The following is a 13,079-nucleotide window of genomic DNA, read 5'->3' on the forward strand; positions in this document are numbered from 1 at the left end:
TTTTCAATGGAAAAACCACATTTTAAAAATGCGCTTTATCAATGGATCTGCTTTCCATGAGTTTCTTGATTTGGATAAAGGGGTAAGCCATAATCTTTTAAAACTTTTCCTTGAATGGAAAACATTTCTTCTGCTTCTTGATCTTCAATATGATCATATCCATTCAAATGAAGATAACCATGTACAAGAGTATAGCCAATTTCACGATCAAATCCAGTTTCATAGTCAATGCTTTGTTTTTCAACTACTTCTGGACAAATAAATAAGTCGCCAATATCTTCAACAAAATTTGGATCTTCGCTTAAAAATTGGTTCATTATTTGCATTTCATCGTCATCTTCAATTGCAAAAGAAATTACATCTGTTGGACGATCCTTACCTCGATATTTTTTATTAATTTCATGGATTCTTTCACTATTTACAAAATTAATACTTATTTCTTGAGGATTTTCTTTTCCAATTGCGTCTTTAGCTGAATACAAAAGTTTCGCAATCCATTCTTTCCAATCTCTATTTCTTGTTTTTAAGAATCCTACTTCATCATTAAAGGAAATATCTAAATTATCCATTATTTAGTCTCTCCATTTTCATCGTAAGCTTTAACAATCTTAGCTACTACTGGGTGACGAACTACATCATTGAAAGTGAAGTTAATAAATTTAACTTGTTCAATATTAGCCAAAATGTGCTCTGCTTGGAGTAATCCACTCTTAGCTTTTCCAGGTAAGTCAATTTGAGTTTGATCTCCATTAACCACCATTTTTGAATTAAACCCTAGACGGGTCAAAAACATTTTCATCTGCGCTTGAGTAGTATTTTGAGCTTCATCTAAAATTACAAAAGCATCATCCAAGGTTCTACCACGCATATATGCTAACGGAGCAACTTCAATTAAGCCGCGATCCATTAACCGATTAGTAGTTTCTACGCCTAAAATTGCAAAAAGTGAATCATAAATTGGGCGTAAATATGGATCAACTTTTTCTTTTAAATCACCTGGTAAAAATCCTAGTGATTCTCCTGCTTCAACTGCGGGACGCGTAAGAATTATTCGAGAAACTTCTCCCTTTTTAAAAGCGCTAATTGCCATTACTACTGCTAAAAATGTTTTTCCAGTCCCAGCAGGTCCAATTCCAAAAACAACATCATGTTTTTTGATAGCTTCAATATAACGTTTTTGACCCATATTTTTAACTCGTACTGGCCGGCCTTTAGCATCTTTAATCAAAACTTTGTTGTATAGTTCACCAAAAAATTCTAAAGTTCCTTTATCAGCCATCTTTACTGCACTTACTACATCTGTCGCAGTAATCGAAACACCTTTAGTTACGACTTTATCTAAAGCAGTTAAGATTGCCATCACCTTTTTAACTACATCATTTGGGCCCTTAACTTCAATTGCACTACCTGTATCATTAATAGTTACATCATAGGATTCTTCAATTAACCGTAAGTTACCATCATTAATTCCAACTAAATTCATAATATTATCTGGTTGGGTAGGTGTTAATGTTCCTTCTAATAAAGCTTGTTCCACTAAAAATCCTTCCTTTTTACACTAATTGAGTTTTTTACCAACAACTGCAGAAGCTTGACTACCATCAGCCTTACCTTTGATCTTTGGCATTAAAGCTTGCATTACCTTACCAAAATCTTTTTTCGAAGTTGCCCCAACTTCAGTAATTACTTCTGCCACAGTTGCTTCTAATTCCTCAGGAGTCATTTGTTTTGGCATATATTTTTCTAAAATTTTTATTTCATCTTTGGTTTGCTTAACTAAATCTTTACGCCCAGCTTTTTCAAACTCTTCTAAAGATTCTTTGCGTTGCTTCATTGCACTCGATAAAACACTTAATTCATCTTCAGCAGTTAAATCATGATTCACTTTAATCTTATAATTCATTAGGGCAGCCTTAATTGAACGAATGGTAGTTAAAGCCTCTTTATCCCTATTTTTCATTGCAGTTTTCATATCTTCCATTAAAGTATCAGTTAATGCCATAATCAATTCCTCCTAAAATTTTTCTATCTATATTTTAAGCTTTTTGTGAAAAAAAAGCTCTAGATAGACCTTAATCTATCAGAGCTTTTCTTTATTAATAATGTCTACGCTTACGTGCTGCTTCAGATTTTAACTTACGCTTAACACTAGGTTTTTCGTAAAATTCACGTTTGCGGTATTCTTGCAAGGTACCACTTCTAGAAACGGAACGTTTGAAACGACGAAGAGCATCATCAATAGACTCGTTTTCGTGAACGATTGTCTTGGCCATGTGTGATCCCTCCTTCCATTTCTTGACACAACTTAGTGTGTCACAACAATATATATAAATTATAGCTAACCGAACTTCAACGGTCAATACTAAAGATTCATTTTATTATAAAAAACTAAACAGGTTTTTGTTCAATAAATCTTCCGTAAACTTTCGAAACTTCTGTAGTGCTCATAAAAGCATAAGGGTCGTTTTTCTTAACAATATTATAAATATCATACATATCATAACGATCCACTATCATTAATAAGACAGTTTTTTCTGTGTGACTAAAACCACCTTCAGCATCATGCAAAATTGTAATACCGCGATGCATTCTCTCCTGAATTCCTTCGACGATATGCTTAGGGTGTTCCGTAACAATCAAAACCTGTAACTTTTGATGTTGAGTATAAACTGCATCAATCACACGACCATTTATAAAAATGTTTAGTGCAGTATATAAAGCTCTGTTCCACCCAAATACAAAACCTGCACAAATAACAATAATCAAGTTAAAAAAGATATTAATTTGGCCAAAACTTTTACCAGTTTTTTTACGTAGAATAATCCCTAGAACGTCTAAGCCACCAGTTGAAATTCCTGACTTAAGTGCTAATCCTGTTCCAATTCCGTTGATCACTCCACCAAAAATTGCACAAATTATTGGGTCATATGTTAATTTAACCGGTGAAATGAATTTCATTAAGATAGAAGCCAAGAGCACAGCCACTATCGTGAAAAGGGTGAACTTATGTCCAATTTTAAACCATCCTAAAATAAATAAAGGCACGTTCAAAACAAAATACATTATCGAAGTAGTTAAAGTAAAGGGTAAAAATCTTTCTGAAACTGACTGCAATACTTGTGCAAAACCAGTTACCCCAGAAGCATAGATCTTCCCAGGTGTCCAAAAAAAGTTCAAAGCTACAGCTACTGCTAGCGCATAAAACAAAGCCGCTGAAACTTTTGAAAGATAATTATGTCGCCTTGTCAATCTTTCCAATTGATCCATGAATTTTCCTCTTGCTATTTAATATATTACCTCTTCTTTTATAACACACCTTTCTTAAAACTTCACTACCTTTATTATTTTATTTGCCCCAATAATTTTTCTTGTACTGCTCTCTTCCACCCATCTCTTCAATTTGATAGCGAAGGGGATCTTTTTTATAAAAATCTTGATGGTAATCTTCAGCTGGATAAAAAGGTTCTGCTTTTTCAATCGCTACTACAATTGGCCGATCAAATTTATGAGATTCTTCTAATTCTTTGCGAGATGCCAAAGCCTCTTGTTTTTGTTTTTCATTTGTATAATAAATAACCGGCTCATATTGACTACCCCGATCTTGAAATTGACCCCCATCATCAGTAGGATCCACCACTTGCCAGTAAGCATCAAGCAATTTTTTATAAGATACTTTGCTTGGATCATAAGTAATTTCTACTGCTTCTTTGTGACCCGTTAGTCCACTACAAACTTGTTCATAGGTTGGATTTTCTACTACACCACCAGTGTAACCAGAAACAACACTTTTTACACCATCCCAATGATCGAAAGGTTCAACCATACACCAAAAGCATCCCCCAGCAAAAATTGCTTTTTCATATTTACTCATCTTCTCATCCTTCCTAATCTTTTACTTTACTAAGTTATAACATTGCTGATGGCTTCAAGCCACTTATTTGCCTAATAAAAAGAACTAGTGCTACGTCCTAATTTAGGATTCATATCAAACTAGCTCTTTTTATATTATTTATCCCAGTCAGTATTCTGGTCAGCTTGTTGTGCTGCTTCTTTTTCTAAACGTTCATTAGTTTCAGCGATACTATCATGATATTGCTTTTCAACTTCAATTCCAATATCTGCTAATTGTTGATCCGCAACTGGTGCTGGAGCATGCATCATTGGTTCTGAAGCAGATGCATTCTTAGGGAAGGCTGTAACATCACGAATATTATCCTTACCAGCAAGCATCATAGCAAAACGATCAAGTCCAATCGCAAGTCCTGCATGTGGTGGGAATCCCATATCTAATGCATTCAAAAGATAACCAAATTGTTCATAAGCACGTTTTTTGCTGAAGCCTAAAGCTTTAAGCATTTTTTCTTGAATTTCCCGTTTGTGGATACGGATTGAGCCTCCACCAAGTTCATCACCATTTAAGACAATATCATATGAACGAGCATGTGCCTTATGAGGATCAGTATCAAGTAACTTAATTCCCTCATCATCAGGCATCGTGAATGGGTGGTGAGCTGCAATCCAACGACCAAATCCTTCATCATATTCAAATAATGGCCAATCAACTACCCATACAAAACTATAAGTATCTTCTGGAATAATTCCTGTTTCTTTAGCAAATTCACGACGTAAGTGGTCAAGCGAATCAGTCACTACTTTCCACTTATCAGCGACAATCGCAACTAATTCTCCACCTTCAAGATTAAATTCTTTCTTTAAAGCTTCTTTATTTTCATCAGTTAAAAAGCGTGCAATTGGGCCTGAAAATTCGCCATCTTCATATTTTACCCATGCTAAACCTTTAGCATTATAACGTTTAATATAATCTTGCTTTTCTTCAATCTTCTTACGTGAATATTGCTTGGCACCATTCTTAACAGCAATGCCCTTCACTACTCCGCCATCAGCAATTGCTCCTGAAAATACTTTAAAGTCACTATCTTTAAAAATATCACTTAAATCATGAAGATACATTTCATAACGAGTATCCGGCTTATCTGAACCATACTTGTTCATTGCTTCATCCCAAGTAATACGCTTAATAGGAGTTTCAATATCAATTCCCTTAACGTCTTTCATTACCTTCTTGAGTAAACCTTCAGTGTAATCTTGAACACCTTGTTCATCTAAGAATGAAGTTTCCATATCGATCTGAGTAAATTCTGGTTGGCGATCTCCACGTAAATCTTCATCACGGAAGCAACGAGCTAATTGATAATACTTATCAAATCCTGCCCCCATTAATAATTGCTTAAACAATTGAGGAGATTGAGGCAATGCATAAAAGCTACCTGGATAAATTCTTGAAGGAACCAAGTAATCACGTGCACCTTCTGGAGAAGATTTACCTAAAATAGGAGTTTCAATATCAATAAAGCCATTTTCATCAAAGTATTCATGTACTGCCTTTAAAATCTTAGCACGTGTAATAATAGCTTGTTGCAAATCTGGTCTTCTCAAATCAAGATAACGATACTTCAAACGAGTTTGTTCAGCAGCGTTGATATCATTTTTAATTTCAAAAGGTGGAACTTTTGATTTATTTAAAACATCAATTTCGCTAGCTTCAACTTCAACTTCTCCAGTTTTCATTTCTGGATTTTCACTAGCACGTTTTACAACTTTACCTTTTACTTCAATTACGTATTCACTACCTAATTTAGAAGCAATATCCATTAATTCTTTTCCAGAATCTTTATTTACAACAACTTGGACAATTCCTTCACGGTCTCTTAAATCAATAAAAACCAAATTTCCTAAATTACGTACACGTTGTACCCAACCATATAAAGTTACTTCTTGACCAATATATTTAGAAGTAATATTTCCTGCATAATCAGTTCTTTTTTCCATAATTAACCCTCTAATTTATTTACTACATTTTCCATATCATTTAAATCATTTAAACTTAAATCAATTGTTTCACCATCAGCAAGACGCTTAATGTTCAAAATACCATTTTCTAGTTCTTTGGCACCTAAAGTAATTACATATTTTGCATTTACTCGATTTGCTTTCTTAAATTGAGCCTTTAATTTCTTTTGATCAACATCATATTGAGCACTATAACCTTGATTACGAATTGAGCGTACAATTTCTACTGCTTTTAATTCAGTTCCTTCTCCAATATTTGCAACAAAGAAATCTACTGCGGGCTTACCAAAAAGTTCAGGGTTTTGCTTTTGCAAGACAAGCATTAATCTTTCTTCCCCAATTCCAAAACCAACAGCTGGCGTTTGTGGCCCATCAAATTCTTCAACTAAGTGGTCATATCTTCCCCCACCTAAAATTGTGGTAGCAGATTCCCACAATGTTGGATCTTCAACCATAAATTCAAAAATAATGCCAGTATAGTAATCCAATCCTCTTACTAAATCATCATCTAAGACATAGTCAATTCCCAATTGGGTTAAAGTTGAGGTGATTTTATTAAAGTTTTCACGTGATTCTTCATCTAAATAATCGACAATCTTAGGAGCACCCGGTAAAAATTCTTGGTCTTCAGCTGCCTTAGAATCTAAAATTCTTAAAGGATTCATTGTTAATCTTCTTTGAGAATCTTCAGAAAGCTTATCTTTTAAAGGAGTAAAGTAGTTTACCAAAGCGTCATGATAATCTTTTCTTACTTGGGCATTTCCTAAAGAATTAATATGTAATTCATAATTCTTTACGCCTAATTCAGCAAGTAAATCATGTCCTAAAACAATTGTTTCTACATCTGCTAAATAGCTATCTGAGCCAAAACTCTCAATTCCAATTTGATGGAATTGACGTTGACGTCCCGCTTGAGGACGTTCATAACGAAAAGTTGGATCAATATAAAAAACATTTAATGGTTTTACATGCTCTGGTCCGTATAACTTATTTTCTACATAAGCACGTACTACTCCAGCTGTTCCTTCTGGACGCAATGCAATATGACGATTTCCCTTATCATAAAAGTCATACATTTCTTTTTCAACAATATCTGAACTTTCACCACTTGAACGTGAAAATACTTCATAGTTTTCAAACATTGGTGTTCTCATTTCACGATAATGAGCTCGTGAAAAGAAATTGCGTGCAACATTTTCTACTCTTTCCCATTTATAAGAGTCATCTGGCAAAATATCAACTGTACCTTTAGGTCTTTGAACTTTCATTTAATCTTCCTTTTTTCTATAACAAAATAAAAGCACCCTTGAAAAACAAGGGCGCTTAAAATTAGCACGGTACCACCTTTAGGTTTCCTACGATTAACGCTCGCGAGACGCTTAATTATCTGTTAAAGGGGTCACAGATTATGATTCATCTGCTTTCTCACCAGCCAAGCAGTCTCTGAAACGAATCGTGCTAATCTTCAATCTTTGTCATCGATAATTCTTTGTTAAGCTTATTATTTTCTTTAAAAAAAGTCAATAATAAACGATAAATTTTTCTTAAATATCCAAAACAATTGTAAAAGGACCATCATTTTCTAAACTCACTTGCATATCGGCACCAAATTTACCAGTTTCTACTTGGAAACCAGCACTTTTTAGTTCTTCATTAAATAATTCCCATAATTCTTTTGACTTGGGTGGACGCATTGCTTGCATAAAACTTGGTCGATTTCCGTGTTTAGTATCTGCTAACAAAGTAAACTGACTTACACTCAAAATTTCACCATTTACATCTTTTAAAGATTTATTTGTTTTTCCTGATTCATCTTCAAAGATGCGCATTTTAGCTACTTTATTAGCTGCCTTTTTTACTTGTTCTTCAGTGTCTCCTTCCTTAAGACCCACTAATAACAAAAAGCCTCGTTTAATTTTTCCAACAGTTTCTCCATCAATAGCTACTTGTGCTTTATTAACTCTTTGAATTACAACTCTCATTAATTATTTGACCTCTTTGCTTCATAAACGTTTGGAATATCACGCATTCTTACTAAAATATCTTCCAAGTGAGCTGCATCACGCACTGAAACAGTTGCATAAATATGAGCCATATTATTGTTATCAACTTTTCCAGAAATATTAACGATATTTTGTGTTTTTGTATTTAATGCTGTAATTACATCGCTTAAGAGTTTGGAGCGATTATAACCATAGATTTCAATATCAGCATTATAACTTTCATTTTTATTGTTTTTAGCGATATTTTCCCATGCTACATCAATTAATCGCCCTGCTTCTCTAGCTTTTTCAGTTACATTTGGACAATCTGTGCGGTGAACTGTAACTCCACGACCCATAGTAACATATCCAATAATTGGATCACCTGGTACAGGATTGCAACATTTAGCTAAATGAAGCATTAAATCTGAAACACCTTGAACCATAACCCCATTATTATGTTTAAGGCGCATAACATTGTTAGGGCTTGGAGTTTCTTGATTAACACTTTGTTGCCCAGTATTCATTATTTTTTCTTCAAGCTCTTGCTTTTTCTTGTCTTCTTGAGCTTTGCGAACATCTTCTGTTAAACGATTAGCTAAGGTAAGGACAGAAACTTCCCCATAGCCAATGGCTCCAAAAAGATCGTCTTCATCTTTAGCATTGAAATGGTCAAATACTTTTGCTAAATGTTCTTTATCTAAAAAATCTTTCGCCAAAAAGCCCCGGTTTGTTAATTCTTCTTCAATTAGCTTCTTTCCCTTTTCAATATTTTCTTCACGATCTTGTGCTTTAAAAAAGCGTCTAATCTTGTTTTTAGCACGGGAAGTTTTTACCAAATTTACCCAATCACGTGATGGTTGAGCATTAGCTTGTGTTAGCATTTCAACAACATCACCAGTTTTTAGCTGATAATCAAGTGGGACAATTTTACCATTAATGCGGGCTCCTACTGAATGAGAACCCACTTCAGAGTGAATTAAATAGGCAAAGTCTAGTGGGCTTGATCCTTTAGGCAGTTCATAAACATCCCCTTTTGGCGTAAAGACATACACTCGATCAGAGAATAAATCAGTTTTTACACTCTTCATAAATTCTTCTGAATCAACTGTTTCATCTTTTAATTCCAAAATTTCTTGGAACATATTTAACTTTTTATTCACATCATTTTGTTCGGCTTCTTGTAAACCTTCTTTATAAGCCCAATGAGCAGCTACCCCAAATTCAGCAATTCGATGCATTTCTTCAGTTCTAATTTGAATTTCTAAAGGTTTACCACCTGGCCCAATAATTGTCGTATGCAGTGATTGATAACCATTAGCTTTTGGCACAGCAATATAATCTTTAAAACGGCCTGGAATTGGTTTCCATTTAGTATGAACTGCCCCTAAAACGGCATAACAATCTTTGATTGACTTTACAATTACTCTAACAGCTAAGAGATCATAAATATCACTAAAATCTTTATGCTTATTAACCATCTTTTTATAGATTGAATAAATATGCTTAGGACGTCCTGAAATCTCATACTTGATTCCTAAATCATCAAGATTTTTCTCTAAGACAGAAATTGCATCCGCAATGTATTTTTCACGCTGACTTCTCTTTGACTGCATTAAATTAACAATGCGATAGTATTGTTGTGGGTTTAAATAATGCAAACTCATATCTTCAAGTTCCCACTTAACTGTTCCAATTCCTAAACGATCAGCTAAAGGTGCATAAATATCTAAAGTTTCATCAGCAATGCGGCGTTGTTTATCAGGGCGCAAATGATCAAGTGTATGCATATTATGCAAACGATCGGCTAGTTTAACCATGATTACTCGCAAGTCTTTTGCCATAGCAATCATCATTTTACGATGGTTATCAGCTAAATATTCCTCATGACTACGAGACTTATAAGGAATTTTACTTAATTTGGTAACTCCATCAACAATAAATGCTACATCTTTCCCAAATTTTTCTTTAATTTCTTCATTAGTAACTGGAGTATCTTCCACAGTATCATGCAAATACCCAGCTGCTACTGTATCTGGATCTAAGCGTAAAGTTGCTAGCGTACCTGCTACTTGTGTTGGGTGAATAATATATGGTTGTCCAGAAGCGCGATATTGATTTTCATGAGCTGCTTTAGCAAATTGATAAGCTTTTTCAACAAACTCTAAGTGCTCCTTATTCATATATTTTTTACATTCTTCATAAACTTCTTCATGCGTCATTTCTTGATATTTTGACATTTAAATTCACCTCAATTTCTTTATTTTGGTTCATGATAAAAATCGTCTCGCCATAAACCAAATAATTCCATACAAATATAAACCACACATAATAAGTAATTATAAGTAGCATAATGGATTGCTACCACAATTGCAAATACTATCGGAAAAAGTAGCAACCACCACTTACTGGCTTTTCGTACAGCAATTAAATGACCAATTTCATAAGCTAATATACTATTAAAAATAAAAAAGATTAGCCCCATTCGCCAAACAACTGCTAAATGTATCAGTGGACTAATTATCCAAACTACCAATCCTAAAATTGTCAGCCAAATTACTGGCATAAAATTTTTTTGATTAAGTTTGCTGATAAAACTTTGTTTATCTTCTTTCATTCTTGACCTCTACTCTCATTAGTTTTCCTTGCGTGCAATTAAAAGTCCAATCCAACGTCCTTCACGCATCTTTAATTTAATCTCAAATCCATATTCATCCAGTAATTCTTCAATTTTAGGTAATTGTAAATAATCAATTCCAGAAAAAATTACCTTTCCTTTTTCAGCTAAATGGGTATCTAAATCTGGAATCAAGTCTACCAGTACTTCTGCTAAAATATTTGCTAGAATCAAATCAAACTTTTCATTAGTATCTTTTAATAAATTAGCTTTTCTAACTTTAATATTATCTAAATGGTTTAATTTAATATTTTCTCTTGCCGCTGTAACTGCTTCATCAGAAATATCAGTTGCTAAGACTTCTTTTGCACCAAGTTTACTAGCAGCAATTGCTAAAATTCCTGATCCTGTTCCAATATCCATTACTTTCATAGGTCTTATCAGTGACCGCTCTAGCGCCATTAACACTAGTTGGGTTGTCGTGTGTCCACCAGTTCCAAAAGCCAAACCTGGATCTAGTCTAATAAGTTGTTGATCACCAAAAGCTGGGTGATAATCCTCCCATTCAGGCACAATCGCTAAATGGCGAGAAAAATCAATTACATGATAAAATTTTTGCCAAGCTGTATTCCAATCTTGATCTGCTACATAGTTGGTTTCTAATGAAATATTACCAGTTTGTAAACCATAACTTCTCATTTCTTCAATTTTAGCTGTAATTTTCTTAACTAACTCATCTTTATCTTCATCTGCTTCAAAATATGCAGTTAATTCCAAATCTTCTGGTAAATCAGCAATATCTTCTAATTCAACTAAAATTGAGCGATCACGATTTTCTTGCTCAATAAAATCGCTACGTTTACGTACTTCAATTCCTTTGGCTCCTAATTGTTCTTGTAAAAAATAAGTCAATCCATCTTCAATCTCATGACCTGCTTTAATTTTAATGGCTAATAATCTCATAAATAATTACTCCTTTTGACACTCAACCTTAACATCGTTATGATAATGATTGGGTGAAAATTATGTCGAAAAAAAATAAAAATAAAAAACTTAAAAAAACTTTAGTTGAAAAAATATTGGATCAGAAAAAAATTCCTTATGAACAAAAAACTTTTAAAACTGTTCAACAAGGGGATGTCCAACAAGTTGATACTTCCATTTTAGACGAAGACCGCAAATTGGTCTACAAAACATTAGTCTGTGAGGGAAATAAAGTTAGCCCAATTGTAGCTGTAATCCCTATCAATGATCACTTAAGTATGAAGAAACTTGCAAAAGCTAGTGGCAATAAGAAATGTGAATTATTGCCTTTAAAAAAATTAGTTCCTACAACTGGCTATGTCCATGGCGCTAATACACCAATTGGAATTTATGAACAACACCATTTTCCTATCTATCTTTCCGAAACTATGAAAGATCAGCCTCTTATTATTGTATCTAGCGGTGAAGTAGGTCGTAGTATTAAAATTAATCCTCAGGAGTTACAAAATATTACTGATGGTAAATTTGTAGACTTAGTTGAAAATTAGATGGCTAAATCTATAAGTATACTTTCAAACAAAAAGAACGATGATTCTTCCATAAATCATCGTTCTTTTTATCCACTAGTTTAGTTAAAACTAATATTAATTTTGATCTTTTTGGTAGCTCATTACTGGACGAGCATAGGTAAATCTACCACCCAAAAGAGTTTGTCCAAGTGATGGGCCAAGAGTACTGTAGTTAACACTATTTCCATTACCACCCATTTGAATAATTGGCGTAGCTAGCCCGTGATAATTACCGGTTAAAATAGCAGCATGACCATTACTATATAATCCGTTACCAACATTTACAATCATTACATCACCAGCTTTTGCCTTTGAAGCAGAAATTTTGGTGAAGTATTGGTGGTTAATTCGTGCATCACTTTCCATAGTTGGGGTAGCAAAAGCTTTTTCTGAAACATTGTAGCCTGCTTGTTTCATCGCTATCCACACAAATCCTGAACAATCAGTGGTTCCTTTACGATTTGGGGATGCCCAATTACCAAAACCAAGGTGATTACCATAATGAAAGGCACCAAAAAGATTTTTAGCTTTACTTAAAAGTTTACTCTTCATTTTACTATCTTCGCGATGATAAATAGTAGTATCTTTTTGGTTATTTTCTGCCACTTTCTTTAACCCTGAATCAGTTAAATTTCCTTGAGCATCGCTATCGGTTTCATCTAAATCAGGCATTACTACTTTATTTTTATTCTTTTTCAAGTAGTCCGCAAAAGTTTGTAAATTACTTGTTCGAACAAACTTATTATTCCCGATTTGATAATATTTCTTTCCCTTAATTGTCTTAACATTATCGGCTGTTAAAGTAGTACCTACACGGTAAGTAGTTGATGTATATTTTTTCCCAGCTACTTTCTTATAAAGATTAACTTTCTTTAACTTACTATTGTAAACAAAAGAATTATGTTTTACTACATAGTGATTATCTGCTGCATGAGCTGTAGTACTTACTCCTAATAGTCCTACACTGAAAGCGACACTTGCTACTAGCTTACTTAATTTTTTCATTTGAACACTCCTATAAAAAATACCAACCCTTTTAGTATAATCCAAAAATTG

General features: G+C 33.8%; 14 protein-coding genes. 1 reads left to right on the forward strand and 13 read right to left on the reverse strand.

The window, feature by feature from the left end; all coding sequences use genetic code 11:
* Positions 1-38: 38 nt before the first annotated feature.
* From ybeY to prmA, 12 genes are all read right to left on the reverse strand, one after another.
* Complete coding sequence (ybeY, locus tag FP435_RS04275) at positions 39-569, reverse strand: rRNA maturation RNase YbeY (RefSeq protein ID WP_265484611.1); 531 nt, start codon at positions 567-569, stop codon at positions 39-41.
* Positions 569-1,483 carry a PhoH family protein gene (locus FP435_RS04280; RefSeq protein ID WP_265484638.1) on the reverse strand — a complete coding sequence of 305 codons (915 nt, stop codon included), beginning with the start codon at positions 1,481-1,483 and terminating at the stop codon, positions 569-571. The genes ybeY and FP435_RS04280 overlap by 1 nt, the downstream gene beginning before the upstream one ends.
* Positions 1,484-1,558: 75 nt before the next feature.
* On the reverse strand, positions 1,559-2,002 hold the full coding sequence (locus tag FP435_RS04285; RefSeq protein ID WP_265484612.1) for a GatB/YqeY domain-containing protein: 444 nt from the start codon (positions 2,000-2,002) through the stop codon (positions 1,559-1,561).
* 94 nt (positions 2,003-2,096) lie between these two features.
* Positions 2,097-2,273, reverse strand: a complete 177-nt coding sequence (rpsU, locus tag FP435_RS04290) for a 30S ribosomal protein S21 (protein WP_003647180.1) — start codon at positions 2,271-2,273, stop codon at positions 2,097-2,099.
* Positions 2,274-2,388: 115 nt separating this feature from the next.
* Positions 2,389-3,267, reverse strand: coding sequence for a YitT family protein (locus FP435_RS04295; protein WP_265482861.1), 879 nt, complete (start codon positions 3,265-3,267; stop codon positions 2,389-2,391).
* A gap of 79 nt (positions 3,268-3,346) precedes the next feature.
* Positions 3,347-3,871, reverse strand: coding sequence for a peptide-methionine (S)-S-oxide reductase MsrA (gene msrA / locus FP435_RS04300; protein WP_265482862.1), 525 nt, complete (start codon positions 3,869-3,871; stop codon positions 3,347-3,349).
* Between the two features lie 134 nt (positions 3,872-4,005).
* A complete protein-coding gene (aspS, locus tag FP435_RS04305) occupies positions 4,006-5,850 on the reverse strand; it encodes an aspartate--tRNA ligase (RefSeq protein ID WP_265482863.1) in 1,845 nt (614 codons plus the stop codon).
* Between the two features lie 2 nt (positions 5,851-5,852).
* Entirely contained in the window at positions 5,853-7,139 is a 1,287-nt protein-coding gene (gene hisS / locus FP435_RS04310) for a histidine--tRNA ligase (RefSeq protein ID WP_265482864.1), read from the reverse strand.
* A 276-nt stretch (positions 7,140-7,415) separates the two neighbouring features.
* Entirely contained in the window at positions 7,416-7,853 is a 438-nt protein-coding gene (dtd, locus tag FP435_RS04315) for a D-aminoacyl-tRNA deacylase (RefSeq protein ID WP_265482865.1), read from the reverse strand.
* Positions 7,853-10,093, reverse strand: a complete 2,241-nt coding sequence (locus FP435_RS04320; protein ID WP_265482866.1) for a RelA/SpoT family protein — start codon at positions 10,091-10,093, stop codon at positions 7,853-7,855. The genes dtd and FP435_RS04320 overlap by 1 nt, the downstream gene beginning before the upstream one ends.
* Positions 10,094-10,113: 20 nt before the next feature.
* Entirely contained in the window at positions 10,114-10,470 is a 357-nt protein-coding gene (locus FP435_RS04325; protein ID WP_265482867.1) for a hypothetical protein, read from the reverse strand.
* Positions 10,471-10,488: 18 nt separating this feature from the next.
* A complete protein-coding gene (gene prmA / locus FP435_RS04330; protein WP_265482868.1) occupies positions 10,489-11,433 on the reverse strand; it encodes a 50S ribosomal protein L11 methyltransferase in 945 nt (314 codons plus the stop codon).
* A gap of 62 nt (positions 11,434-11,495) precedes the next feature.
* Here prmA and ybaK point away from each other — a divergent pair, with 62 nt between their 5' ends.
* The gene (ybaK, locus tag FP435_RS04335) at positions 11,496-12,002 is read left to right on the forward strand and encodes a Cys-tRNA(Pro) deacylase (RefSeq protein WP_265482869.1); all 507 of its coding nucleotides are present in this window, start codon (positions 11,496-11,498) and stop codon (positions 12,000-12,002) included.
* 96 nt (positions 12,003-12,098) lie between these two features.
* Here the strand turns inward: ybaK and FP435_RS04340 are convergent, their stop codons facing one another.
* A complete protein-coding gene (locus FP435_RS04340; RefSeq protein ID WP_265482870.1) occupies positions 12,099-13,028 on the reverse strand; it encodes an NlpC/P60 family protein in 930 nt (309 codons plus the stop codon).
* Positions 13,029-13,079: the final 51 nt, after the last annotated feature.

It is taken from the genome of Lactobacillus sp. PV037, from assembly GCF_014522345.1.
In the GTDB taxonomy this organism is placed as follows: Bacteria; Bacillota; Bacilli; order Lactobacillales; family Lactobacillaceae; genus Lactobacillus.

What these genes read in the sequence shown, in the direction of transcription:
- prmA (WP_265482868.1), bottom strand. Translation starts at nt 11,433, where the DNA reads ATGAGATTATTAGCCATTAAAATTAAAGCAGGTCATGAGATTGAAGAT.
- dtd (WP_265482865.1), bottom strand. Translation starts at nt 7,853, where the DNA reads ATGAGAGTTGTAATTCAAAGAGTTAATAAAGCACAAGTAGCTATTGAT.
- FP435_RS04295 (WP_265482861.1), bottom strand. Translation starts at nt 3,267, where the DNA reads ATGGATCAATTGGAAAGATTGACAAGGCGACATAATTATCTTTCAAAA.
- msrA (WP_265482862.1), bottom strand. Translation starts at nt 3,871, where the DNA reads ATGAGTAAATATGAAAAAGCAATTTTTGCTGGGGGATGCTTTTGGTGT.
- aspS (WP_265482863.1), bottom strand. Translation starts at nt 5,850, where the DNA reads ATGGAAAAAAGAACTGATTATGCAGGAAATATTACTTCTAAATATATT.
- FP435_RS04320 (WP_265482866.1), bottom strand. Translation starts at nt 10,093, where the DNA reads ATGTCAAAATATCAAGAAATGACGCATGAAGAAGTTTATGAAGAATGT.
- rpsU (WP_003647180.1), bottom strand. Translation starts at nt 2,273, where the DNA reads ATGGCCAAGACAATCGTTCACGAAAACGAGTCTATTGATGATGCTCTT.
- ybeY (WP_265484611.1), bottom strand. Translation starts at nt 569, where the DNA reads ATGGATAATTTAGATATTTCCTTTAATGATGAAGTAGGATTCTTAAAA.
- FP435_RS04340 (WP_265482870.1), bottom strand. Translation starts at nt 13,028, where the DNA reads ATGAAAAAATTAAGTAAGCTAGTAGCAAGTGTCGCTTTCAGTGTAGGA.
- FP435_RS04325 (WP_265482867.1), bottom strand. Translation starts at nt 10,470, where the DNA reads ATGAAAGAAGATAAACAAAGTTTTATCAGCAAACTTAATCAAAAAAAT.
- FP435_RS04280 (WP_265484638.1), bottom strand. Translation starts at nt 1,483, where the DNA reads ATGAATTTAGTTGGAATTAATGATGGTAACTTACGGTTAATTGAAGAA.
- hisS (WP_265482864.1), bottom strand. Translation starts at nt 7,139, where the DNA reads ATGAAAGTTCAAAGACCTAAAGGTACAGTTGATATTTTGCCAGATGAC.
- FP435_RS04285 (WP_265484612.1), bottom strand. Translation starts at nt 2,002, where the DNA reads ATGGCATTAACTGATACTTTAATGGAAGATATGAAAACTGCAATGAAA.
- ybaK (WP_265482869.1), top strand. Translation starts at nt 11,496, where the DNA reads ATGTCGAAAAAAAATAAAAATAAAAAACTTAAAAAAACTTTAGTTGAA.